Source organism: Streptomyces sp. WZ-12 (assembly GCF_028898845.1).
GTDB lineage: Bacteria > Actinomycetota > Actinomycetes > Streptomycetales > Streptomycetaceae > Streptomyces.
This window is the reverse complement of the sequence record NZ_CP118574.1, coordinates 3182657-3207077: the sequence shown is the minus strand read 5'-3', so window position 1 is coordinate 3207077 and position 24421 is coordinate 3182657. Positions and strand designations below refer to the sequence as shown.

Sequence of the window (24421 nt, the reverse complement as noted above, 5' to 3'; positions counted from 1 at the left end):
CTCCGGCGCCGCGCACCGGCGTTCAGCACCAGCACCGACAGCCGTGCCCCACGTGTGCTTCCGTGACCCCGTCGCCCACCTCCGGCGGGGTCACGCCAGCCGCGGCAACACCTCGACGCCCAGCCGCCGGACGTTCTCCTCGGTGGCGGCGAGATCCCCGGAGCCCTCCACCAGCAGCGCGAACCGCCGGATTCCGGTGCGCTCCGCGGTCTGCGCCAGCCGATCCGCGCACCACTCCGGCGGGCCGACCGGATGCAGCTCGCACAGCAACTCCGTGTACGCCAGCGGATCGCGCATCGCCCGGTACCGGCCGTCGACCGTCACATGCGCGCCCAGGCCCTGCCGCAGCCAGCCCGGCATCGCCTTGGTCAACGACTCCAGCGCGGCCGCCCGGTCGTCGGCGATCTGCACCACGCCCGCCGAGACGTGCTCGGCCGTGGCCACCTCGACCGGGTCCCGCCCGGCCTGAAGCGCCGCCGCCCGCCACAGCGCGACCATGTCCGCCTTCTCCTCGTCGCCGCAGTGCATCCCGAGGAGCATCGGCAACCCCCGGGCCGCGGCCAGCCGCACCGACGGCGGCGAGGTGCACGCCACCACCACCGGCGGCCCGGCCGTCAACCCGTCCGGATCGTCCGGATCGGTGAGCGCCTCGGACGACCGCGGCACCACCGCCACCTCCCGGAAGGCATAGCGCTCGCCGCACGCACCCACCCGCGGCTCGCGCAGCCACCGCAGCAGCAGGTCCAGCGACTCGGGGAAGCCGCGGTCGTACGCGTCCAGACCGGCGCCGAAGACCTCCAGGTCCACCCAGGGACCGCCCCGCCCGACACCGAGCGTGAACCGCCCCTCGGACGTCAGGTGCAGCAGCGCCGCCTGCTCGCCGAGCGCCACCGGATGCTGGGTCGGCAGCACGCTCACCGCCGTCCCCACCCCGATCCGCCGCGTCCGCCCCAGCAACAGCGCGGCCAGCGTCGTCGCCTGCGGACACACCCCGTACGGGACGAAGTGGTGTTCGGCGAGCCAGACTTCATCGAGCCCGGCCTGCTCCGCGAGCTCCGCGGACCGCACTGCGCGGTGCAGTGCTTCCCCCTGCCCCTGGCCGGGGAACTGGGCGGCCAGGATGAAGGCCCCAACACGCATCGCTCTCTGCCTCCTTGCAGCCGACGCGACCCCTCCTCACCCGGCAACAACGTGCGACACCTGCCCAGGGCACGGCCTGACGGGAAATTTCCAGATGATCGCAGAAACGTGACGGCGGACTTTTGCCCCTGACCGTGCCGCGTACGCTGGTGACAGCCCTCCCCCGAGCTCTCCACCTCGTTCGACCGGAGGGTCCCCGACCCCCGCGACCTGTCGAGGAGTGCTGTGTCTCCGCGCCGAAACCGCCAACGCGGTGCGAAACCCGCCGACCGCACGGAGCGCACGGGGGCCGGCCATTACGGCCTGGAAGCCACCGAGGAGTGGCGCGGGGAGGAGTGGGTGGTCCGCCAGGTCGGCGGCACCGGCGCGGTCAAGCACTACCGCTGCCCCGGCTGCGACCAGGAGATCCCGCCCGGCGTCCCGCACGTCGTCACCTGGCCCCGGCACGGCGACGTCGACGACCGCCGGCACTGGCACCGGACCTGCTGGAACGCACGGGACCGCCGGCGCGCACGGCTCCAGCGGTCCCGGAACGCGCCCCGCTACTGAGGCGCCACGCACCCTCGCGCCCTACACGTCGCGCCGTTCCTGGACGAGGAAGGCGGCGCCCAGGGCGACGCCGGCGACCGCGGTCAGGATCCACAGCGGGGTCCACCCCTCCGGGCCGGAGCCGTCCGGGAGGAACGGGATGCCGTACAGGGTCGCCAGGGAGTTGGGGACCGAGTAGTTGATCAGGCCCTTGGTGAGCCACTGCAGGCTCGACGCGCCGAGCATGAAGACCGCGAGCAGCATCGGCAGCAGGACCACCCCGAACATGGCGCTGATGGCGCCGGCGGAGTGCCGCAGCAGGGAGCCGATCGCCAGTGCCAGCAGGCCGAGCAGGGAGACGTACAGGCCGGTGCCGACCGTGGCCCGCAGCCATTCGTCAACCGTCGGTTCCCGGCCGCCGACCATGCCGGACATGGCGAGCGCGACCAGCGTGGCGGCCAGCGTCGTGATCACGAAGGCGAGCAGGAAGAAGACGATCGCCTTGGCGGCCAACACCCGGGCCCGGCTCGGGCAGGCGGTCATGGTGGTCCGGATCATCCCCGTCCCGTACTCGGCGGCGATCACCAGGACGCCGAGCGGGATGATGCACAGCGTCCCCAGCATCACGCCGAAGAAGCCGAAGGCGATGCGGGGGTTGACGTCGTGGCCCGACAGGGCGGTGGCGGTGAGCAGGCCGATGCCGAGGATCAGCACGACCAGCACGCCGAGCGTCCACATCGTCGACCGCACCGAGCGGATCTTGGTCCACTCGGCGGCCAGCGCATGGCCCAGGTGCGTCGGGCGGACGGGGATGGGGGAGACGTAACCGCCGCGCGGGGCCTGGTGGTTGGGGGCGGGCTGCGGCGGCTGTGCCGGGTGCGGCTGCGGGACCTGCGGCGGTACGGCGGCGAGTTGCATCGTGCCGGCGTCCTTGCCCGGCCCGTGCGCCGACAGCGGCCGCGGCGCGGGGTGACCGCCGGCCGGCGGCTGCGCGTGGGGGAGCGGCTGTGCCTGGAGCGCCATCGTGCCGGCCTCCTGCGCGGGGGCGGGGGCGGGGGCGGGCTGGGCCTGCAACATCATCGTCCCCGCCTCCTGGGCGGGCGCCGGCTGCTGCGGCGCGGGCTGCTCCGCGACCGGCAGCGGCTGGGCGGCGGGCACGGGCGGCACCGCCGACTCCGGCGCGGCCGGGGGCACGGCGGGCGGCATCGGCCCGGCGGTGGGCGCGGAGGGGGTTCCCCCCTGCTCGAACGGAGTGGAGAGCTCGGGGGACGGCGGCATCGGCTGCGCACCGGGCTGCGGTTGCGGCTGCTGAGGGCTGGTCATCGGGCGTCCTGGGGGTGCGGCATGGACTGGTCGGCGGAGGGGGTTCCGCCCTGCTCGAACGGAGTGGAGGGCGTGGGGGCCGGCGCTGGCGGTTGTTGCCCGTACGGGTGGGGCGCGCCGTACGGACCGGGCGCCCCGTACGGGTGACCCTGCGGCGGCGGCACCGGGGCGCCCACGGGCTGCGCGTACGGGTCCGGCTGCGCGTACGGATTCGGCGGCGGCGCGGGCATGCCGAACGGCGGCTGCCCCGGCGCGTGTTCCCGGCGCGCGCCGCCCGGCGGCGGGAAACCGGCCCGCTGATCGGCGGCGGAGCGGTAGTCGACGACGCCCTGCGTCATCCGCATGTACGCCTCCTCCAACGACGCCTGGTGCGGGGAGAGTTCCCACAGCCGCACCTCGGCCGCGTGCGCCAGCTCGCTGATCCGCGGCAGCGGCAGCCCGGTCACCCGCAGCGCACCGTCCGGCTCCGGCACCGCCGCGCCGCCCGCCTCGGCGACCGCCGCGACCAGCTTCTCGCGCTGTTCCGGCGCGTCGCCCGGCGTCCGCACCCGCGCGAAGTCCGCGGAGTGCGTCGAGATGAAGTCCGTGACGGGCATGTCCGCCAGCAACTGCCCCCGGCCGATCACGATCAGGTGCTCCGCGGTCAGCGCCATCTCACTCATCAGGTGCGAGGAGACGAACACCGTGCGGCCCTCGGCCGCCAACCGCTTCATGAGGTTGCGCACCCACAGGATGCCCTCCGGGTCCAGGCCGTTGACCGGCTCGTCGAAGAGCAGCACCTGCGGATCGCCGAGCAGCGCCGCCGCGATCCCCAGCCGCTGCCCCATCCCCAGCGAGAACCCCTTCGACCGCCGGTGCGCGACGTCCTGCAGACCGACCACGCCCAGCACCTCGTCGACCCGCTGCGCCGGAATCCCCGACAACTGCGCCAACGACAGCAGATGCGCCCGCGCACTGCGCCCCCCGTGCACCGCCTTCGCGTCCAGCAACGCGCCCACCTGGCGCGCCGCGTTGGGGGTCCGGCGGAACGGTCGGCCACCGATCGTGGCGTGACCGGACGTCGGGGCGTCGAGGCCCAGGATCATCCGCATCGTCGTCGACTTGCCCGAGCCGTTGGGCCCGAGAAAGCCGGTCACGGTGCCCGGACGCACCTGGAACGTCAGGTTCTGCACGGCCGTCTTGGGCCCGTAGCGCTTTGTCAGGCCGACTGCCTCGATCATTCTCCGCCCCTCGCGAGATGGTCGGGGCAGAGGCGCCCTCGTGCCCCCGTGAGGGGTACGAGGCTATCGGCACGTTGACGGTTCCCGCCAAAGCAGCACAACCGGTCGGTGCCGGCCCCGCCGTCAGGCGTCCCGCCGTGCCAGCAGCACATAGCCGGCGATCAGCGCCGCCGCCGTCCACGCCGCCATGATCGCGAACCCGCCCCACGGCCCGTACGGCGTCTGGTCGTTGACCGGCGCGACCACCTGCATGACCTTCGAGCCGGCCTGGTCCGGGAGGTACCGGCCGACCTTCCGGGTCGCCGACACGTTCCCCAGGATGTTGGAGATCAGGAAGAAGAACGGCATCAGCGTCCCCAGCGACAACATCGGGCTCCGCAACATCGTCGCCACCGCCATCGAGAACAGCGCGATCATCGTCATGTACAGCCCGCCGCCGATCACCGCCCGCAGCACCCCCGGGTCACCGAGGTGGGCCCGATGACCGCCGAGCGCCGCCTGCCCCGCGAAGAACGCCGCGAAGCTGGTCACCAACCCGACCACGAACACCAGCACCGTCGCCACCAGCACCTTGCAGAACAGGAACATCCCGCGCCGCGGCACCGCCGCCAACGACGTGCGGATCATCCCCGTGCTGTACTCGTTCGTCACCACCAGCACCCCGAAGACGATCATCGCCAACTGCCCCAACCCCATCCCCGCGAAGCTGATGTTGGTCGGGTCGAAGGCCAACCGCCGCTCCGCCGGCATCGCATCGAAGTCCTTCCGCGCCAGCGTGCAGATCAGCACGCCCAACACGACGGTCACCAGCACCGCGGTGCCCAGCGTCCACACCGTCGACCGCACCGACCGGATCTTGGTCCACTCCGACCGCAACACCTGTCCCACGACAGCCATCCCTCAACTCCTCTTCCGCTGCTGCCAGTCCGCACCCCAACCGTCCGGCGCCGCCCCGCCCGACATCGCCCCCTGCGGCACCGCCGGCCGCACCGGCGCCCCGCCGCCCTGCCCGGCCGGCCGACCGTCGTGCGCGTGATACTCCACCGCACCCGCCGTGAGCTGCATGAACGCCTCCTCCAACGAAGCCTGTTGCGGGCTGAGCTCGTGCAACACCAACCGGTGCGCGGCCGCCAACTCCCCCAACCGCTCCGCCGGCACCCCGTCGACCTCCAACGCCCCGTCCCGCCCCGCCGACGACCGGATGCCCTCCCGGTGCAACACGTCCAACAACCGCTCCCGCTCCGGGCACCGCAGCCGCACATACGACCGCGAGTTCTCCTGGATGAACTCCGCCATCGACGTGTCCGCCAACAACCGGCCCTGCCCGATCACCACCAAGTGCTCCGCGGTCAGCGCCATTTCGCTCATCAAATGGGACGACACGAACACCGTCCGCCCCTGGGACGCCAGGTTCTTCATCAGATTGCGGATCCAGTGGATGCCCTCCGGATCCAACCCGTTGACCGGCTCGTCGAACATCAAGATCCGCGGATCGCCCAACAACGCCCCCGCGATCCCCAGCCGTTGCCCCATCCCCAGCGAAAAGCCCCTCGACCGCTTCCGCGCCACCGACGTCAACCCGACCAGGTCCAACACCTCGTCGACCCGCGCCCGCGGAATGCCGTTGCTCTGCGCCAGACACAGCAGATGGTTGGTCGCGCTCCGCCCCCCGTGCATCGCCTTGGCGTCCAACAGCGCCCCGACATACGTCAACGGGTCCTTCAACTGCCGGTAGTGCTTCCCGTCGATCCGCACCGAGCCCGCCGTCGGCACGTCCAGACCGAGCACCATCCGCATCGTCGTGGACTTCCCCGCCCCGTTGGGGCCGAGGAAGCCGGTGACGATCCCGGGCCGCACGGTGAACGTCAGACGGTCCACCGCGACCGTGTCACCGTAGTGCTTGGTCAGCCCCTTGAGCTCGATCATGCACAGCACGCTAGGCGCGCCCCGACCGCCCCGCCACCGGGGCGGCGCCGCCCGGAGGACCACCACTTCGGGCCCCGCACACGACCGCGCCCCCGGACCACCACGGCGGTGGTACGGGGGCGCGGACCGGCCCTGCGCGAAACTCTCCGGCAGCGGACCTCAGCGGCTCTGTTGGGCCGGCACCCCGCGGGACACCGACTCGTCGTCGCCCGGCGCACCGGCCGCGGCCACCGCCGCGCCCGTCAGCGTCGCCAGCATCTCGCGGACGTTGGTGAGCTGCGCGTTGATCGAGTCGCGGCGGTTGGTGAGCGCCGCCAGCTCGCGCTCGGATTCGCTGCGGATCCGGTCGGCCTTGGCGTTGGCGTCCGCCACGATGTCCTCGGCCTGACGCTGCGCGGTCTCCACCGTCTGACGGGCCCGACGCTCCGCGTCCGTCCGCAGCTTCTCCGCCTCCAGGCGCAGCTGCTCCGCCCGGTGCTCGATCTCCGCCAGCCGCTTCTCGGCCTTCGCCTGACGCGACGCCAGATCACGCTCGGACTGCTCCCGCCGCTTGGCGAGGTTGGTCTCGAAGTCCGCCGCCGCCTGCGCGGCCTTGGCCCGGGTCTCCTCGAAGAGGGCGTCCGCCTCCTCGCGCTTGGACTGGGCGTCCTTCTGCGCCTCGGCCCGCATCGAGGCCGCCTCGCCCTTGGCCTTCTCGACGATCCGCGCGCCCTCGTCCTCGGCCTTCGCCTTGCGCTCGACGGCGAACTGCTCCGCGTCGTTACGGACCTGCTGGGCGGCCGACTCGGCCAGCTCGCGGTGCTGCTCGGCGGCCCGGCGGGCCTCCTCACGCAGCTCCTTGGCCTCCTCCTCCGCGAGGCGGAGGATCTTCTCCACGCGCGCTCCGAGGCCCGCGTAGGAGGGTTCGGCGTCGGTGACCTGAGCCTGGGCGTTCTGCGTTTCGAGGTGCAGCTCCTCGATGCGCTTCTCCAGCGAGGTGATACGGGCCAGCGCACTGTCGCGGTCCGCGACCAGTTTCGTAATGCGGTCATCCACCTGACCGCGGTCGTACCCACGCCGCACGAGCTCGAAGCCGAAGGGGGAGGAAGTGTCGCTCATGGGGTTCCTGTCGAAAGAGACCGGTGAGGTGATAAGGAGAATCCTAGGGGCCTTAACGGCGTGTCATCGAGTCATTGCGCGTTTGAAGTGGAGAATGACCCCTCATTTGAGTGGCTACCCCTCAGACTGCTTGCCACTCGAACGAGTTGTCCCGGCCCCCGCGGCGGCCTTCACCGCACCGCCCTTGCCATCCCCGCCGCCCTGCGTCGGCACCTCGAACGACTCCAACGCCTCCAGGACGTTCTGGACACGGGAGATCTCGGTGTTGATGTCCGCCTGACGACGCGCCAGCACCTCCAACTCGCGCTTGCCCTCCGCCACGATCTGCGCGGCCTCCTCCTTGGCCTCGGCGCGCATCTTCTCCGCGTCCCGCACCGCCGCGGCCTTCTTGTTCTCGGCCTCCTTGATCAGACCCTCGGCCTTCTTGACCGCGGCGATCCGGACCTTGCTCGCCTCGCTGTTCGCGTCCGACATCAGCTTGTCGGCCTTCGCCTCGGCCGCCACCTGCTGCTCCGTGGCCTGCGCGATCAGCTTGTCGACCCGCTCCCCGGCGTTCTTCATCGCCTCCGACGACTCCCGACGGGCCCGCTCGTGCAACTCCTCGACCTCGGACTCGATCCGGCCCCGCAGCTCCTCGGACCGCTCCCTTATGGCCGTCGCGTCCCGCCGCGCCTCGCCGAGCAACGTATCGGCGTCCGTACGGGCCTTCTCCACCAGCGAGTTGCCCTCCGCGGTGCCCTCCCGCACGATCCGCTCGGCCTCCTTGCGGGCCGCCCCGACCATCGCGTCGGACTGCTCCTCGGCGGCGGTCGCCGTCTTCAGCGCCTCCTCCTGCGCCTTGGCGATCAACTGGTCGGCCTGCTCGGCCGCGTCACCACGGCGCTTCGCGGCGTCCTTACGGGCCTCGTCCAGCACCCGGTCCGCCTCGCCGGCCGCCTCGGTACGCGTCCGCTCCGCGGCCGCCTCGGCCTCCTCACGGACCTTCGCCGACTCCGCCCGCGTCCGCGTGGCGTGCTCCTGCGCCGACGTGACCGTCTCCGCCGCCTCGGCGCGCAACCGGTCCGCCTCCGCCGTGGCCGTCGCCACCATCCGGTCGGCCTGCTCCCGCGCGTCCGCCCGGGTACGGTCCGCCTCCCGCTCGGCCTCCGCGGTCCGCTCCGCCGCCTCCGTGCGCAGCCGCTCCGCCTCGCCGGCCGCCTCCGCCACCAACTCGTCGGCCTGCGCCGCCGCGTCCGCCCGCGTCTTGTTCGCCGCCGTGCGCGCCGCGTCGCCGGTCCGCTCCGCGTCCGCCCGGGCACCCTCCAGCACCTCGGCCGCGTCCGCCCGCAGCCGCTCGGCCGCCTCCGACGCCTCCGTGACCATCCGCTGCGCCCGCTGCTCGCCCTCCGCGCGCAGCCGCTCCGCGGCCTCCTGACCCTCCCGGACCGTCCGGTCCGCGTCATCCTGCGCCGAAGACGTCAGCTCCGTCGCCTCGTTGACGATCCGTTCGGCCTCCGCACGGGCCTCGGTCACCAGCCGGTCGGTCTGCTCGGCCGCCTCCGACCGCATCCGGTTCGCATCGTCCCGCGCCTCCGCACGGGCCCGCGCCGCGTCCTGCTCCGCCGACGCCAACGCGTCCGACGCGTCGGTCCGCAGCTGCTGCGCCCGCGCCGTGGCGTCCGCCACCGACTTCGTGGCCTTCGCGGTCGCCTCGGCGACCAACTCCTCGGCCTGTGCGGTTGCTTCCGACACCAGTTGGTCGGCCTGCTCCGCGGCCTCCGTGCGCGCGGTGTTGGCGTCCCGACGCGCCCCGTCCAGGACCTCGGCCGCCTCCGAGCGCAGCCGCTCGCCCTCCTCGGAAGCCTCCAAAACCGCCCGCTCCGCAAGCGACTTGGCGGCCTCCGCGGCCTCCTGCGCCTCCTGACGCACCCGCGCCGCATCCTCCGCGGCCCGCTCGCGCTCGGCATGCGCATCCGCCCGGACCCGGTCGGCCTCCTCCTGCGCCTCGGACTTCGTCCGCTCCGCGACATGCTCCGCCGCCGAACGCAGCCCCGCGATCTCCTCGTTGGCCTGCTCGTGCAGCCCCGCGACCGCATCCCGCACCTGCTGCGCGGTCTGCTCGGCCGCCGCCACCAACTCCGCGGCCCGCCGGTCCGCCTCCTCGACGAGCTGCTCGGCCTCCGCCTGCGCCTCACTGACCCGCGTACGGGCCGACGCCAGCAACTCCTCGCTCTGCTCCCGCGCCGCCGTCCGCTCCTGGTGCGCCTCCTCGCGCGCCTCACCCAGGAGCTGCTCGGCCTCCCGACGCCGCCGGGCCGCCTCCTCCTGCGCCTCGGCCAACGCCTCCGCGGCCTCCGTGCCCGTCCGCTCGGCGGCCGCCGCCGCCTCCGCACGCACCCGGTCCGCGGTCTCCTGCGCCTCCGCCTTCAGCCGCTCGGCCTCCGCCGCCGCCTCGCCCCGCAGGGCCGCCGCCGCCGACTCCGCCTCGGCCCGCGCCGTCGACGCGTCCCCGGCCGCCTCCGACCGCAGCCGCTCGGCCTCCTCCTCGGCCTGCTGCTGCAGCGCACGCCGCCGCTCCGCGGCCTCCGCCTTGAGCCGGGCCGCCTCCTCCTGCGTCTCCCGCCGCAACTGCTCGGCCCCGGAACGCGCTTCGCGCAGCGACTCCTCGGCCGCCGCCAGCTTCTCCTCGGCCTCGCCCTGCAGCCGGTCCAGCTCCGCCTGGGCCTCCGCCCGCCGCTCCTCGGCGGCCTCCTCGGCCTCCGCCCGCAGCTTCGCGGCGCTCTTCTCCGCCTCGTCCGTCAGCTCCTCGGCGGCCTGCGTGCCCTCCAACAGGAGCTGCTCGGCCTCCGCACGGGCCCGCTCCAGCGCCTCATCGGCCTGCCGGCGCAGCGCCGACGCCCGCTCGATCGCCTCCGTCCGCACCCGCTCGCTCTCCGCGACCGCGCCCGAACGGGACTCCTCCGCATCCGACTTGGCCTCGGCCAGCAGCCCCTCGGCGGTCCCCGCCGCCTCCTCGATCTGCTGAACCGCCTCCCGGCGCGCCTCGCCCCGGATCCGCTCGCCCTCCGCGACCGCGTCCGCCCGAAGCTGCTCCGCCTCACCGCGCAGCCGCCGCGCCTCCTCCTGGAGCTCGGCGGTCTTGGCCCGGTATTCCTTGGTGTCGTTCTTCGCCGCGCCCTTGAGCTGCTCGGCGGTGTCGTGCGCCTGCTCCCGCAGCCGATCCGCCTCCGCCTCCGCCTCCCGGCGCAGCCGCTCCGCCTCCTCGGCGGCCGCCTTCGTCGTCGCCTTGGCGTCCTGCGACGCCTTCGACAACATCTCCTCCGCGGCCCGCGCCGCCTTCGCCAACTGCGCCGCGGAATCCTCCGCGACCTTCGAGCGCGCCGTCTCCTGCGCCTCGGCGAGGAGCCGATCCGCCTCCGCCCGGGCATCCGCCCGCAGTGACTCGGCCTCCGACGTGAGCGCCTCGGCCTCCTTCGTCGCCTCGGCCACCAGCCGGGCGACCTCCGCCTTCGCCGTCCGCGTCCGCTGCTCGTTCTCCGACTCCGCCGACGACAACCGCTTGGCGGCCGACGCCTGCGCCTCCTCGACCAGCTTCTCCGCCTCGGTCCGCGCCTCCCGCAGCGCGGCGTCCGCCTCCTGCGCCCGCTCCTTCGCGGTCCGCGTCAGCTCCGCCGCCTGTCGACGCGCCTCCTCCGACTCCGCACCCGCCGACGAACGAAGCTGCTCGGCCTGGTCCGTCGCCTCCTGCGCCTGACTCGACGCCGCGTTCAACAACCGCTCGGCATCGGTCCGCGCCCGGCGCAGGATGGATTCCGCTTCCGCCCGCGCCTCCTCGGCGGCCGTCCCCAGCCGCTCCCGGGCCCGGTCCGCCACCCGCTGCGCCTCGTCCCGCGCGGCCGCCCGCACCTGCTCGGCCTCCGCCCGGGACTCCTCCATCAGGCGGCGCGCCTGCGACTCCGTACGGGCCCGCAACTGCTCGGCCCACGCCACGTTCTCGTTGACGTGCGACTCGACCGTCTGCCGGCGCTCGTTGAGCTCCTCGTCCAACCGCTGCCGACGACCGACCGCCTCGGCGTGCAGCTCGGCCTCCATGCGGGACTGCCGCTCCGCCGCCTCCTGAAGCAGCCGCTGCGTCTGCGCCCGCGCCTCCCGCAGCTCCCGCTCGGCATCCGAACGCAGCTGATCGGCCTGGATCTGCGCATTGCGCAGCAACTGCTCGGCCTGGTGGCTGAGGTTGTCGTAGGCAGGCCGCGAGGCGAGGTTGCGGCGCGCCTCGTGGAGCTTGGCGCGCAACACCTCGACCTGGTAGCCGAGGTCGTCGGCGTGCTGGACGGCCTTGTCCCGCTCAGTCTTCAGCCGTTCCATCTCGGCTTCGAACTGCGAGAGGTGGTCGGCCTCAGCCCACTGACGCTCCTGGCGCTCGTTGCCCCGCACTGCGCGGTCCCATCCGTCCCCTGGTCATGGCGGCGGCCGGCTCCGGCCCTGCGGCGCTGATCCCGTACACGTCACCGCGCACCAGGACTCGCGCCCCTCGGAGCTGACCCTTCCGAAGAAATGGTGTCAGATCATCGGCAGAGTATGGACGCAAGCCCCACTCCCGTACCCCGGCCGAAGCTGCACTCTACCGGCCGGGGAAGCGGAAGGTCAGTGGTCAGTCGCCTCCGGGGGCGCTGCGGTGACGAGTTCGGTCAGCACACCGTGGCAGTCCTTGGGGTGCAGGAACGTGATGCGGGACCCCATCGAACCCCGCCGCGGCTCGTCGTAGAGCACCCGCACGCCCTTGTCGCGGATGTCCTGCGCGTCCCCGTCCACGTCCGCCGTCCCGAACGCGATGTGATGCACGCCCTCGCCGTTCTTGGCCAGCCACTTGCCCACCGCCGAATCCTCCCGGACCGGCTCCAGCAACTGGAGATAGGAGGCCCCGCCGTCCGAGGTCTCATTGATCTTCAACATCGCCTCGCGCACGCCCTGTTCCTCGTTGACCTCGGTGTGGAACACCTCGAAGCCATACGTGGCACGGTAGAACTCGACGGTCCGGTCGAGGTCGAAGCAGGCGATCCCGATGTGGTCGATTCGCGTCAGCATGGCTCCAGTGCACCGCCCGCACGGCTGGTTACGCAACGTGCGCGCGATCACACCCACTTCCCGGTGACCCGGCGACTACCCCTCAGTACATTGACGGGAACCCTCGTTAACTTCCCTGCACAGGAAGGCCGCACCGTATGTCTGCAACGAACGGCACCACCTCCGTGATCGTGGCCGGCGCGCGCACCCCCATGGGCCGCCTCCTCGGCTCGCTGCGCAGCTTCTCCGGGGCCGATCTGGGCGGAGCGGCCATCAAGGCGGCACTGGACCGCGCGGGGATCGGCGGCGACCAGGTGCAGTACGTGATCATGGGGCAGGTGCTCCAGGCCGGCGCCGGCCAGATCCCGGCCCGCCAGGCCGCCGTCAAGGCCGGCATCCCCATGAACGTCCCCGCGCTGACCGTCAACAAGGTCTGCCTCTCCGGTCTCGACGCCATCGCCCTGGCCGACCAGCTCATCCGCGCCGGCGAGTTCGACGTCATCGTCGCCGGCGGCCAGGAGTCCATGACCAACGCCCCGCACCTGCTGCCCAAGTCCCGCGAGGGCTACAAGTACGGCGCGGTGGAACTGCTCGACGCCATGGCGCACGACGGCCTCACCGACGCCTTCGAGGGCATCGCCATGGGCGAGTCCACCGAGAAGCACAACACCCGCCTCGGCATCGGCCGCACCGAACAGGACGAGATCGCCGCGCGCTCCCACCAACGGGCCGCCGCCGCCCAGAAGAACGGCCTCTTCGAGGCGGAGATCACCCCCGTCGAGATCCCGCAGCGCAAGGGCGACCCGGTGCTCTTCAGCAAGGACGAGGGCATCCGCCCCGAGACCACCGCGGAGGGCCTCGGCAAGCTCCGCCCGGCCTTCTCCAAGAACGGCACCATCACCGCCGGCACCTCCTCGCAGATCTCCGACGGCGCCGCCGCCGTCGTCGTGATGAGCAAGGCCAAGGCCGAGGAACTGGGCCTGGAGTGGATCGCCGAGATCGGCGCGCACGGCAACGTCGCCGGCCCCGACAACTCCCTCCAGTCGCAGCCCTCCAACGCCATCAACCACGCCCTCGCCAAGGACGGCCTGACCGTCGACGACCTCGACCTGATCGAGATCAACGAGGCGTTCGCGGCGGTCGCCGTGCAGTCAATGAAGGACCTCGGGGTCTCCCCGGAAAAGGTGAATGTCAACGGTGGCGCCATCGCGCTCGGCCACCCGATCGGCATGTCCGGCGCCCGTATCGTGCTGCACCTCGCGCTGGAACTGCGGCGGCGCGGCGGCGGCATCGGCGCGGCGGCGCTGTGCGGCGGTGGCGGCCAGGGCGACGCGCTGATCCTGCGGGTACCGGGCAAGTGACCGCCGGCCGCGCGCCGGACGGGTCCGGCGCGGGAACAGCGCGTACCAGCCAGTGAGTCGAGGTCGAAGGAGCCGAGCGCGATGGTGGACGTCCCGCAGCTAGTGGAACAGGCCCGGCAGGGCCGGCCGAGGGCGGTGGCCCGGCTGATCTCCCTCGTCGAGGGGGCGGCGCCGGAGCTGCGCGAGGTGATGGCGGCCCTGGCGCCGCTGACCGGCAACGCCTACGTCGTCGGCCTCACCGGTTCGCCCGGCGTCGGCAAGTCCACCACCACCTCCGCCCTGGTGACCGCGTACCGCAAGGCGGGCAAACGGGTCGGCGTGCTGGCCGTCGACCCGTCCTCGCCGTTCTCCGGCGGCGCGCTCCTCGGCGACCGCGTCCGGATGTCGGAACACGCCTCCGACCCCGGCGTCTACATCCGCTCCATGGCCACCCGCGGCCACCTCGGCGGGCTGGCCTGGGCCGCCCCACAGGCGATCCGGGTGCTGGACGCCGCCGGCTGCGACGTGGTCCTCGTCGAGACCGTCGGCGTCGGCCAGTCCGAGGTCGAGATCGCCTCGCAGGCCGACACCAGCGTGGTGCTGCTGGCCCCCGGGATGGGCGACGGCATCCAGGCCGCCAAGGCCGGCATCCTGGAGATCGGCGACGTCTACGTCGTCAACAAGGCCGACCGGGACGGCGCCGACGCCACCGCCCGCGAGCTGAACCACATGCTGGGCCTGGGGGAGGCCCGGGCACCCGGCGACTGGCGGCCGCCGATCGTCAAGACGGTCGCGGCCCGCGCCGAGGGCATCGACGAGGTCGTCGCGGCGCTGGAGAAGCACCGGGCGTGGATGGAGGAGCGCGGCGTGCTGACCCAACGCCGGCTGGCCCGCGCCGCCCGCGAGGTCGAGACGATCGCCGTCACCACCCTCCGCTCCCGCATCGGCGACCTCTCCGGCGACCGCCACCTCGACGCCCTCGCCGAACGCATCGTCGCCGGCGACACCGACCCGTACCGCGCCGCGGACGAACTCGTCACGGGCCTCACGAACGGCACGTAGCGCGGCGTGGCGCGCAGGGGGCGTCTGGGCCCTCTCTTGGGCCCCTCTGGCCCCCTGCGCCCGGTCCTGGCCCCTGCGACCCGCACCCGGCGAGGAGAGGCGGAGCGCCCGAGCCACCACGGAGTCGGGCAGGCAGTCGCGGGGGCGGCCATCGACACCCCGCTCCGCCGACATGGCGAGCGGGCGCCAACGGGCAGGGGGCGGCGGGGTGTTGGAGCCACCGTGACCGCGGCGTGCGGCGCCGCACGCGCGGCTACGCGTTGCCGCGGTGTTCGCGCAGGTGATCGGCGACCGGGGCGAGGGAGTCGTGCAGGGACTCCAGGGTCTCGGGGGTGAAGAGGTCGATGAAGTGGCGGCGGACCGAGGCGACATGGTGCGGGGCGACCCGGCGCATCGTCTCCCAACCGGCCTCGGTGAGGACGGCGTAGAGGCCACGGCGGTCCGACTCGCAGCTTTCGCGGCGCACCAGGCCGGCGTTCTCCATGCGCGTGATCTGGTGCGAGAGGCGGCTCTTGGACTGCAGCGTGCTGGCGGCCAGGTCGCTCATCCGCAGCCGGTGGTCCTCGGCCTCGGAGAGGTTGACCAGGATCTCGTAGTCGTTGTTCGTCAGGCCGAACGGCTGGAGATCGCGCTCCAGTTGGTGCATCAGCAGCCTGCTGACGTCCAGATGGGTGCGCCAGGCACGCTGCTCCTGGTTGGTCAGCCAGGGAGTGTCACTGTCGGTCGTCATGGATGAATTCTACCCGTGAAAGTTGAATAATGAATTAGTCATGGCGTGTGACATTGCGGAACTCGGCTGGCCGGGATCCATGGTGGCTCAGACGTTCGAGGTCACCGTCCGCAGACTACCGTTCACAGCCCGAAGCGGCGCTGGAGCCCCCCGAGGGCGCCGGAGGGCTGCGGCACATGTGAGCCACTTTCCGGCGCGGGGGCGCCGCCTCCCGGGACGCCGTCCTCCGCCGCCAGCGCGCCGGTCGCGCGCTCCGGAAGCAGTTGTTCCGTGGACTGCAGCAGGACCGTCCCGGCGCCGGTGAACTCGAATTGGTGCTCCTCGCCTGAGGCGCCGCCGAGGCCGGTGTGGGCGCGCACCCCGCCGAGGAATCCGCGCAGGTACTGGTGGTCGTAGTGGTGGCAGGGGGACGGGCAGTCGGCCCAACCCACCAGGGCCTGCGGGTCGACCCGGATCGGTGGTTCGGCGAAGACCACCGGGCCGTTGGAGGCGGCGACGAACTTCCCCGTGCCGATCAAGGTGAGGAAGCCGGGGATGATCGATTGCTTCAGGGCGAGAGATGGCTGAAAGGCGAGCAGGTTGCCGGAGCGAATAGTGAGGTTGCCCTCATCGAGGTCGAAGGAGTTCACGTCGAAGGACCGGTCGGCCAGGAGCATCTTGCCCCGGCCCTCGGCGACCACCCAGTGCGCGGCGTGCAGTGGCGAATGGAAACTCCCGGCGATGAGGCGGTCCAGGCCGCCGTACCCGATGCCGTGGAAGTCGATCTGCCCGTAGTAGGCGATCATCTTCCCTTTCTGGAGGAACCATTGGCCGTCCAGGGCGACGCTGAAGGCGTAGTCGCCCACGTTGTCGTCGACGGGGAGGGTGTGGACGTCGTGGATGACGGGACCGGTCACAGTTTCTCCTCGGACGCCTGGACGTAGACGGTGCCCTGGCCGGACAGCTCCAGTTGGAACGCCTCGCCCGAGCCGCGGCCGATCAACTCGCGCCAACCGATCGCGGTGGAGAGGCGGTTGCGCACCTCGCCGCGGTGCCCGACGTACGCCTGCGGGTCGACGTGGACCGGGCGCTGCGGGGTGATCGGCAGCTCGACGACGCCGCCGTGGGCCATCACCGCGGCCGAGCCGTGCCCCTGGAGCGTGGTGGTGAACAGGCCCTGGCCGGTGGCCTGTCCGCGGACCATGCCCAGCACCCCGCCCTGCGAGCCGAGGAACATCGTGCCCTGGGCGAGCGAGCCGTCGAAGGCCAGCAGCCGGTCGGCCTCCACGTAGAGGGTGTCGCCGGTCAGGTCGACGAGGTGGACGTGATGGCCGCCGTGACCAAACATGACTGTGCCGTCGCCCTCCACAGTCATGAGGGGCGTCGCCTCGCCGGCGATCCGGCGGCCGATCATGGAGCCCAGACCGCCCTGGCCGCCCTGGATGTTCGGGGTGAAGGCGACCTCGCCGCGGTAGGCGAGCATCGCGCCGCGCTGGCTGAACATCCGCTGCCCGGGGGCGATCCGGGCCTCCACCATGCGGGAGTTGAGGGCCGTGAACGGCATCAGACCTCACCGCCCACGGTGTTGCGCTCGCTGGGCTGCACGTAGACCAGCCCCTCGCCCTCGAAACGGATCTGGAACGCCTCCCCGGAGCCCTCGCCGATGAACGTGCGGAAATTCACCCCGGACTGGAAGTGCTGCTTCAGCTTCCCGGTGTGCGCGACGTAGGCGCCCGGGTCGACCTGGAGCGGGTACTGCGGGGTGACCCGCAGCACCACGGCCGGGCCGTCGGAGGTGAGCGCGGCCTGCCCGTGGCCCTCGACGGTGGTGGTGAACAGGCCGTTGCCCTGCGAGGCGCCGCGCAGCCCGGTGAACGTCGTGCCGGTGTGCAGCGCCGCCTCGGTGCACAGCAGGTTGCTGGCCTCCACGTAGAGCTTCTCGCCCTGGAGGCGGACGAGGTTGATCTCGCTGGCGCGGTCGGCGAAGTAGCAGGTGCCCTCGCCCTTCACCTGCATCACCGTCATCTGCTCGCCCGTCAGCCGGCGGGTGACCATGCCGCGCAGCCCCTCGCCGCCGCCGGTCATCTTCTTGAAGGTCATGTCGCCGTCGTAGGCGACCATCGCGCCGTTCTTCGCCTTGACGGCGTCGCCGACGAGGTCGACGGCGAGGACCTTGCTCCCCTGGAGCCGAAACTGAGCCACGCGTCAGACGGTAGTCGGCGGCGGCCGCGCTGGGCAGGGCTTTCGGCCCGGAGACGACCCTGACCTTTCCCCGAGCCCGCCCCGGACGGTGCGACGTCCCGTGACCGCCCGACGGCCCCCGGCGCGGTGATCGTCGGGACGGCTGTAACAATGGGGCGGATGCTTGTGAACTCTTGCACAAGCCTGTGACGCCTCCCCTCCGCCCGAACGAGGTTCCCGTGGACATCAAGACCGCCGCTGCCCTGCACCGACTGCGCCTGGCATCCATCCCGGAGGCGCTCTCCTTCCCGGCGCTGCTGATATTCGGCACGGGCTTCCGGATCTTCCTGGGCTACGACAAGCTGGTCATGCCCCTCGGCCTGCTGCACGGCATCCTGTTCACGATCTTCGTGGTGCTGTTGCTGGACGCCTGGAACCGCACCAAGTGGCCCTTCAAGCGCGTGGCCTTCTTCTTCCTCCTCGCGGTGCTGCCGTTCGGCGGCCTCTACGCGGACAAGGTGCTCAAGCGTGAGGAGGCGGCCAAGGTGATCGCCGCCCGGGCGCGCCGGGAAGGTACCGTGAACGCATGATCGTCGCCTTTTCCGTCAGCCCGTTGGGCGTCGGCGAGGACGTCGGCGAGTACGTCGCCGACGCCGTCCGGGTCGTCCGCGAGTCCGGGCTGCCCAACCGCACCGACGCCATGTTCACCTCCATCGAGGGCGAGTGGGACGAGGTCATGGACGTCGTCAAGCGCGCCGTGGCCGCCGTCGAGGCGCGCGCCGGCCGGGTCTCGCTGGTCCTCAAGGCCGACATCCGGCCGGGCGTCACCGACGGCCTCACCTCCAAGGTGGAGACCGTCGAGCGCCACCTGGCCGGCGGCGAGCGGGGCGCCTGACGGGAGCGGCCGTCAGCCGCCGGCCGCCAGGGCGATGCCCAACGGCGTCCGCTCGTAGAGCACTTGGTGTCCGTGCCGGCGCGAGGCCAGCAGCCCGGCGTCGCGCAGCACGGACAGGTGCGCCGAGACGGACGAGGCGGCCAGCCCCAACTGGTGGGCCAGCGCCGACGTGGTCGCCGGCGCGTCCAGGGCCGTCAGCACCGCGGCCCGGTTGGCGCCCAGCAGCCGGGCCAGCGCAGGGCCGCCCGCCGGCCGCTGCCACAACCCGCCGATGCCGCGCGCCGGGTAGATCACCGTCGGCTGCCACGGCGGGTCGAAGCCGCTGATCACGTCCGGCCAGACGAAGACGCTGGGCAGCAGCAACACCCCCCGCCCCGCCAGGTCTTGGAGCTGCGCGAAGTCCGTACGGGTGCGGACGGTCAGTGTGCCGTCGTCCGACCAGGACAGCCGGGGGTGCAGATCGGCGAACAGGCGGCGCAGCCCGCCGCTGGCCAACTGGCGCGAGCGGTAGGCGATTTCCGCCTCCAGCAGGGCCCGCAGCCGTGGCCAGTCTGGCGCGAGCAGGGCCTCCCAGGCGCGTTCGGTGAGGTCCGCCAGCCGCTGCACGGCCCGTTCGGGGTCGGCCAGCGCCGCCCGCCCCTCTGACGAGTGGGCCGCCCCCGGGACGCACGCCAGCGACTTGGCCATCTCGGTGCGGGCCAGCGCCGGGTCGGTGGCCCGTAGGCGCGCCAGCTCCGCGGCGAAGTCGGCCAACGGGACGTCGGGTGGGCGACCCAGGAAGTCGGGGGTGTAGCCGGGCCGTTGGGCCGGCATGAACAGCCACAGCGGGGACAGGTCAAGACCCGCCACCCGCTCCCGCATCCGCCGCAGCCACGGCAGGTGGTAACCGTGCCGGTCGGTGCGGCGCAGGGTCCGCAGCGCCTCGTGGGTCTCGCACAGCGGCGAGATCGCGAACCGGATCCGCAGCAGGTCGTCCGCCCCGAAATGCAGTTCCAACGGCACCGCCGGGCCCTCCCCTCCCGCAACATTCGGTCCGAGCCGAAACACTACGGCCCACCGGGCGGCGCCGGCAGCCTGACGCCATGCCGACGCCCACCGGGCCCGCACGACCGGGCCCCGCTCCCGCCTGCCGTCCACCGGCCGCCGCCGCGCCGCCCGGGACGGGGTACCGCGCCGTCTTCGCCGTCCCCGAGTTCCGCTACGTCTTCGCCGCCCACCTGCTGTCCTCCCTGGGCGTGGTGGTCTGCGAGATCGCGCTGTCCGTCCTGGTCTACCGGCTGACCGACTCGCCGTTGCTCAGCGCGCTGACCTTCGCGCTCGGCCTGCTGCCGTACGTCGTCGGCGGCACGCTGCTGTCGGCCGTCGCCGACCGGCACCCGGCCCGTCGGGTCCTGGTCTGCTGCGACGCGGTGTGCGCGGCGGCGGCCGCGGCCATGGTGCTGCCCGGGGCGCCGGTGGTGGTGCTGCTCGGGCTGCGCTGCCTGATCGCGGCGGTGGCGCCGGTCTTCGCCGGTACCCGGGCCGGGTCGCTCGGGGAGATCCTGGGCGAGACCTGTTCGTCCTGGGACGCTCGCTGGTCCGGATCGTCAACCAGGGCGCGCAGCTCGTCGGATTCGCCGCCGGGGGGCTGCTGTTGGCGGCCGTCCCGCCGGGGGAGGTGCTCGGCATCACCGCCGGGACGTTCACCGCCTCGGCGCTGCTGTTGCGGCTGGGGACGGCCGCCCGCCCGGCCCGTGGGCGGTCCGGCGGGGCGCTGCTGGGCGCCTCGCTGGCCGGGACCCGGCACCTGCTGGCCGACCGGCGGGTGCGGGCGCTGCTGCTGCTCGGCTGGGCGCCGCCGGCCGTCGTGGTCGTCCCGGAGGCGCTACTGGTCCCGTACGGGGACCTGTTGGGGGTGGGGCCGGCCGGGCAGGGGCTGTTGATGTGCGGGATGCCGATCGGGGCGGTGGTGGCCGAGACCCTGGTGGGGGCGTTCCTCGGGCCGCGGGCCCGTACGCGACTGACGTTCCCGTTGGGGGCGTTCGCGGTGGTGCCGTCCCTGGGGTTCGCCGTCCGGCCCTCGCTGGGCTGGGCGTTGGTGCTGCTGGTGCTGACCGGCACCAGCATCGCGTACAACTTCGGCGTCGACCGGTGGTTCGTGGCCGCGGTGCCCGAGGAGCTGTTGGGGCAGGCGATGACGGTAATGCAGGCGGGACGGATGACGATGATGGGTGCGGCGATGGGGCTGGCCGGGGTGGCGGCCGAGTACGCGCCACTCCCGGTGGTGATGCCGGCCGGGGGAGTGCTGGGGGCGGTCGCGGTCCTGGCGGTGCTCTTCGAGGTGCGGCGCTCGGGTGCCCGGAATACGGGGGAGGCGGTGACCACGTGAGCCCTCGGGCGGCTGCGGCCCTCCGCGCCCCCAGAGACGGCCCGAAAGGGTGCGGACCACCGACTGAGCCCGGAAGTTGAGACAGTGCTGACCAGCATGTGGCCGCCCGGTAGGGTCAAAGGCGTGCCGAAGCCGCTCAGCCTTGCCTTTGACCCCATCGCGCGCGCAGACGAACTCTGGGCGCAGCGATGGGGATCCGTGCCCTCCATGGCCGCGATCACCTCGATCATGCGGGCCCAGCAGATCCTGCTGTCCGAGGTGGACGCGGTGGTCAAGCCGTACGGGCTGACCTTCGCGCGCTACGAGGCGCTGGTGCTGCTGACCTTCTCCAAGGCGGGCGAGCTGCCGATGTCGAAGATCGGCGAGCGCCTGATGGTGCACCCCACGTCGGTGACGAACACCGTGGACCGGCTGGTGAAGTCCGGGCTGGTCGCCAAGCGCCCCAACCCGAACGACGGCCGCGGCACCCTGGCGTCCATCACGGAGAAGGGGCGCGAGGTGTGCGACGCGGCCACCCGGGACCTGATGGCCATGGACTTCGGGCTCGGGACGTACGACGCCGAGGAGTGCGCCGAGGTCTTCGCGCTGCTGCGGCCGCTGCGGGTGGCGGCCGGGGACTTCGAAGACCGGGACTGAGGGCCGCGCGGGAGCGCCCGCGCGGGTCGGCGCGCAGGCGCCCCGCGTCCGCGCACACGGCCCGAAAAGGGCCCCCACCTGCAACCCGGTGCCTGTGCGGTCCCCGCGTCCGCGGGGATTTTCCGGGCGGTTACGCTCGTACCCATGAAATCCAGCGTGCTGACCCGTTACCGGGCGATGGCCTACATCACCGCCGTGATGCTGCTCGTGCTCTGCGCCTGCATGGTTTTCAAGTACGGCTTCGGGATGGGCAAGGACCTGACCCTCGTCGTCGCCCAGGTCCACGGCGTGCTCTACATCATCTACCTGGTCTTCGCGTTCGACCTGGGTTCCAAGGCGCGCTGGCCGTTCGGCAAGCTGCTGTGGGTGCTGATTTCCGGGACGATCCCGACCGCCGCGTTCTTCGTCGAGCGCAAGGTGGTCCGCGAGATCGAGCCGCTGCTGGCGGACGCCAAGCCGGATCTCGCCAAGGTCTGACGGCGGGCCGGTCGGCCGTGGCGCCCGCGCCACGGCGCTCCTGGCTGCCGTGGCACGACCCGTGCGCGCCTCTCCCGATGCGGGAGGGGCGCGTCTGCGTTGTCCGCCGCGCTCTCCGCGCTGCCTTCCCTCCGTACGCGGGTGGGGCGTGCGGTGGGGCGGCAGGGTGGCGGTGCGCGGTGGGCGGCTCGTCGGTGGTGGGGCGGGGCCGGCGCTGGGCGGTGGTTTTCGGCGCGGGGGCGGTGGGCAGCCCCCTGGTGGGGGATGCGGGGCCCCTAGGGGGCGGCCCCCGAGGCGAATCCGGGGTACGTCCCATCGACAGATAGTAGGACGTCCTAGTAAATTCGTGGGCATGGACGCTGACGCGATCGAAGAGGGCCGCCGCCGCTGGCAGGCCCGGTACGACTCCGCCCGGAAGCGGGACGCGGACTTCACCACCCTGTCCGGCGACCCCGTCGAGCCGGCGTACGGGCCCCGCCCCGGCGACTCCGTGGAGGGCTTCGAGCGGATCGGATGGCCGGGGGAGTACCCCTTCACGCGCGGCCTGTACCCGACCGGCTACCGCGGCCGGACGTGGACGATCCGCCAGTTCGCCGGCTTCGGCAACGCCGAGCAGACCAACGAGCGCTACAAGATGATCCTCAAGGCCGGCGGCGGCGGCCTCTCGGTGGCGTTCGACATGCCGACGCTGATGGGGCGCGACTCCGACGACCCGCGGTCGCTCGGCGAGGTCGGGCACTGCGGCGTCGCCATCGACTCGGCGGCCGACATGGAGGTCCTCTTCAAGGACATCCCACTGGGCGACGTCACGACGTCCATGACGATCAGCGGGCCCGCCGTGCCGGCCTTCTGCATGTACCTCGTCGCCGCCGAGCGCCAGGGCGTCGACCCGGCGGTGCTCAACGGCACGCTCCAGACCGACATCTTCAAGGAGTACATCGCGCAGAAGGAGTGGCTCTTCCCGCCCGAGCCGCACCTGCGGCTGATCGGCGACCTGATGGAGCACTGCGCGCAGGGCATCCCCGCCTACAAGCCGCTGTCGGTCTCCGGCTACCACATCCGGGAAGCCGGCGCGACGGCCGCCCAGGAGCTCGCCTACACCCTCGCCGACGGCTTCGGCTACGTCGAGCTCGGCCTCTCCCGCGGGCTGGACGTGGACACCTTCGCCCCCGGCCTGTCCTTCTTCTTCGACGCGCACGTGGACTTCTTCGAGGAGATCGCCAAGTTCCGCGCCGCGCGCCGGATCTGGGCCCGCTGGATGCGCGACGTCTACGGCGCGCGCAGCGAGAAGGCGCAGTGGCTGCGGTTCCACACCCAGACCGCCGGCGTCTCGCTGACCGCCCAGCAGCCGTACAACAACGTGGTGCGCACGGCCGTGGAGGCGCTGGCGGCGGTGCTCGGCGGCACCAACTCGCTGCACACCAACGCCCTGGACGAGACCCTGGCGCTGCCCAGCGAGCAGGCCGCGGAGATCGCGCTGCGCACCCAGCAGGTGCTGATGGAGGAGACCGGCGTCGCCAACGTCGCGGATCCGTTGGGCGGTTCGTGGTTCATCGAGGCGCTGACCGACCGGATCGAGGCGGACGCGGAGAAGATCTTCGCGCAGATCAGGGAGCGCGGGGCGCGGGCGGTGCCGGACGGGCAGTACCCGGTCGGCCCGATCACCTCCGGCATCCTGCGGGGCATCGAGGACGGCTGGTTCACCGGCGAGATCGCCGAGTCCGCGTTCCGCTACCAACAGTCCCTGGAGAAGGGCGAGAAGCGGGTCGTCGGGGTCAACTGCCACGAGGGGTCGGTCACCGGGGACCTGGAGATCCTGCGGGTCAGCCACGAGGTCGAGCGGGAGCAGGTGCGACTCCTGGCGGAGCGCAAGGCGGCCCGCGACGACGCCCGGGTGCGGGCCGCGCTCGCGGACCTGCTGGCCGCGGCACGCGGCGGGCGGAACATGATCGAGCCGATGCTGGCCGCGGTCCGCGAGGAGGCGACCCTCGGGGAGATCTGCGACGTGCTGCGCGAGGAATGGGGGGTCTACACCGAACCGGCCGGCTTCTGATTGCCCATACCCCAGCCGCACCCCGACACCCCGACTCCGCACCCCGGCTGCACCCCGACCGCATCCCCACGAAGCACCCCGCACTGCACCCCGACCACAGACCCCGGACTCCACCCCAACCGCAGGCGGGCGCTCCCTGACCTCCGACTACCGTCTCCCTGACCTCCGACCACAGCCCGACGACCCGCTTCTCGCCCTTCTCCAGGGACTGTTGATACCCGCTCCAGGGACTGTTGGTACCCGACCGCTTGACTACAGCCCGACCACACCCCCACTACAATCCGTAACGGAATGGGGAACTCCCCGGCATCCCGCGTTCGTTGCCGGATAAGAGGAGGCAGCGGCGGCGAGCACGGCGCAAGGCAGGCAGTGGGAGGTGGTGGGCGCGGGCAGGCGCCGCCTCGGGTCAGGGCCTCGGGGCC

General features: G+C 72.6%; 21 protein-coding genes and 1 pseudogene. 9 read left to right on the top strand and 13 right to left on the bottom strand.

The annotated features are described in order from the left end of the window. Window positions 1–90: 90 nt before the first annotated feature. A complete protein-coding gene (locus PV796_RS13335; protein WP_274913239.1) occupies window positions 91–1140 on the bottom strand; it encodes an LLM class flavin-dependent oxidoreductase in 1050 nt (349 codons plus the stop codon). A gap of 225 nt (window positions 1141–1365) precedes the next feature. Between PV796_RS13335 and PV796_RS13330 the strand changes: the two genes are divergently transcribed. Continuing rightward, entirely contained in the window at window positions 1366–1689 is a 324-nt protein-coding gene (locus PV796_RS13330; RefSeq protein ID WP_274913238.1) for an ATP/GTP-binding protein, read from the top strand. Window positions 1690–1710: 21 nt separating this feature from the next. On the opposite strand, the gene PV796_RS13325 is transcribed toward PV796_RS13330, so the two are convergent. The 7 genes from PV796_RS13325 to mce form a co-directional block, all read right to left on the bottom strand. Next, window positions 1711–2586, bottom strand: coding sequence for an ABC transporter permease (locus PV796_RS13325; protein ID WP_274919003.1), 876 nt, complete (start codon window positions 2584–2586; stop codon window positions 1711–1713). A gap of 401 nt (window positions 2587–2987) precedes the next feature. Continuing rightward, on the bottom strand, window positions 2988–4211 hold the full coding sequence (locus PV796_RS13320; protein ID WP_274913237.1) for an ABC transporter ATP-binding protein: 1224 nt from the start codon (window positions 4209–4211) through the stop codon (window positions 2988–2990). Window positions 4212–4334: 123 nt separating this feature from the next. Continuing rightward, complete coding sequence (locus tag PV796_RS13315) at window positions 4335–5108, bottom strand: ABC transporter permease (protein WP_274913236.1); 774 nt, start codon at window positions 5106–5108, stop codon at window positions 4335–4337. Window positions 5109–5111: 3 nt separating this feature from the next. Further along, window positions 5112–6137 carry an ABC transporter ATP-binding protein gene (locus tag PV796_RS13310; protein ID WP_274913235.1) on the bottom strand — a complete coding sequence of 342 codons (1026 nt, stop codon included), beginning with the start codon at window positions 6135–6137 and terminating at the stop codon, window positions 5112–5114. A 159-nt stretch (window positions 6138–6296) separates the two neighbouring features. Continuing rightward, window positions 6297–7235 carry a cellulose-binding protein gene (locus tag PV796_RS13305; protein ID WP_274913234.1) on the bottom strand — a complete coding sequence of 313 codons (939 nt, stop codon included), beginning with the start codon at window positions 7233–7235 and terminating at the stop codon, window positions 6297–6299. Window positions 7236–7349: 114 nt separating this feature from the next. Then, entirely contained in the window at window positions 7350–11648 is a 4299-nt protein-coding gene (scy, locus tag PV796_RS13300) for a polarized growth protein Scy (protein ID WP_274913233.1), read from the bottom strand. Window positions 11649–11858: 210 nt separating this feature from the next. After that, window positions 11859–12299 carry a methylmalonyl-CoA epimerase gene (gene mce, locus PV796_RS13295; protein WP_274913232.1) on the bottom strand — a complete coding sequence of 147 codons (441 nt, stop codon included), beginning with the start codon at window positions 12297–12299 and terminating at the stop codon, window positions 11859–11861. A gap of 164 nt (window positions 12300–12463) precedes the next feature. Here mce and PV796_RS13290 point away from each other — a divergent pair, with 164 nt between their 5' ends. Both PV796_RS13290 and meaB read left to right on the top strand, forming a co-directional pair. Beyond that, on the top strand, window positions 12464–13639 hold the full coding sequence (locus PV796_RS13290; protein WP_274919001.1) for an acetyl-CoA C-acetyltransferase: 1176 nt from the start codon (window positions 12464–12466) through the stop codon (window positions 13637–13639). A gap of 81 nt (window positions 13640–13720) precedes the next feature. Continuing rightward, window positions 13721–14680 carry a methylmalonyl Co-A mutase-associated GTPase MeaB gene (gene meaB / locus PV796_RS13285; RefSeq protein ID WP_274913230.1) on the top strand — a complete coding sequence of 320 codons (960 nt, stop codon included), beginning with the start codon at window positions 13721–13723 and terminating at the stop codon, window positions 14678–14680. A 253-nt stretch (window positions 14681–14933) separates the two neighbouring features. Here the strand turns inward: meaB and PV796_RS13280 are convergent, their stop codons facing one another. The 4 genes from PV796_RS13280 to PV796_RS13265 form a co-directional block, all read right to left on the bottom strand. After that, window positions 14934–15410 carry a MarR family winged helix-turn-helix transcriptional regulator gene (locus PV796_RS13280; RefSeq protein WP_274913229.1) on the bottom strand — a complete coding sequence of 159 codons (477 nt, stop codon included), beginning with the start codon at window positions 15408–15410 and terminating at the stop codon, window positions 14934–14936. A gap of 122 nt (window positions 15411–15532) precedes the next feature. After that, window positions 15533–16306: an AIM24 family protein gene (locus PV796_RS13275; RefSeq protein ID WP_274913228.1), complete on the bottom strand. Its 774-nt coding sequence runs from the start codon at window positions 16304–16306 to the stop codon at window positions 15533–15535. Beyond that, the gene (locus PV796_RS13270; RefSeq protein WP_274913227.1) at window positions 16303–16953 is read right to left on the bottom strand and encodes an AIM24 family protein; all 651 of its coding nucleotides are present in this window, start codon (window positions 16951–16953) and stop codon (window positions 16303–16305) included. Before PV796_RS13270 ends, PV796_RS13275 begins: the two co-directional genes overlap by 4 nt. Beyond that, a complete protein-coding gene (locus PV796_RS13265; protein WP_274913226.1) occupies window positions 16953–17591 on the bottom strand; it encodes an AIM24 family protein in 639 nt (212 codons plus the stop codon). Before PV796_RS13265 ends, PV796_RS13270 begins: the two co-directional genes overlap by 1 nt. Window positions 17592–17809: 218 nt before the next feature. On the opposite strand from PV796_RS13265, the gene PV796_RS13260 reads away from it, so the two are divergent. Both PV796_RS13260 and PV796_RS13255 read left to right on the top strand, forming a co-directional pair. Continuing rightward, a complete protein-coding gene (locus PV796_RS13260; protein WP_274913225.1) occupies window positions 17810–18160 on the top strand; it encodes a DUF3817 domain-containing protein in 351 nt (116 codons plus the stop codon). Beyond that, window positions 18157–18465, top strand: a complete 309-nt coding sequence (locus PV796_RS13255) for an MTH1187 family thiamine-binding protein (RefSeq protein ID WP_274913224.1) — start codon at window positions 18157–18159, stop codon at window positions 18463–18465. The genes PV796_RS13260 and PV796_RS13255 overlap by 4 nt, the downstream gene beginning before the upstream one ends. Before the next feature lie 12 nt (window positions 18466–18477). On the opposite strand, the gene PV796_RS13250 is transcribed toward PV796_RS13255, so the two are convergent. Continuing rightward, window positions 18478–19467, bottom strand: a complete 990-nt coding sequence (locus PV796_RS13250) for an ArsR/SmtB family transcription factor (RefSeq protein WP_274913222.1) — start codon at window positions 19465–19467, stop codon at window positions 18478–18480. An 80-nt stretch (window positions 19468–19547) separates the two neighbouring features. On the opposite strand from PV796_RS13250, the pseudogene PV796_RS13245 reads away from it, so the two are divergent. The 4 genes and pseudogenes from PV796_RS13245 to PV796_RS13230 all read left to right on the top strand — a co-directional run bounded on the left by PV796_RS13245 (window position 19548) and on the right by PV796_RS13230 (window position 23999). After that, a pseudogene (locus PV796_RS13245) lies at window positions 19548–20833 on the top strand (MFS transporter). 123 nt (window positions 20834–20956) lie between these two features. Then, window positions 20957–21469, top strand: a complete 513-nt coding sequence (locus PV796_RS13240) for a MarR family winged helix-turn-helix transcriptional regulator (protein WP_274913221.1) — start codon at window positions 20957–20959, stop codon at window positions 21467–21469. Window positions 21470–21613: 144 nt separating this feature from the next. After that, complete coding sequence (locus tag PV796_RS13235) at window positions 21614–21946, top strand: DUF3817 domain-containing protein (protein ID WP_274913220.1); 333 nt, start codon at window positions 21614–21616, stop codon at window positions 21944–21946. A 352-nt stretch (window positions 21947–22298) separates the two neighbouring features. After that, window positions 22299–23999 (top strand): acyl-CoA mutase large subunit family protein, encoded by a 1701-nt coding sequence (locus PV796_RS13230; protein ID WP_274913219.1) that lies wholly within the window; start codon window positions 22299–22301, stop codon window positions 23997–23999. The last annotated feature ends 422 nt before the right edge of the window (window positions 24000–24421 follow it).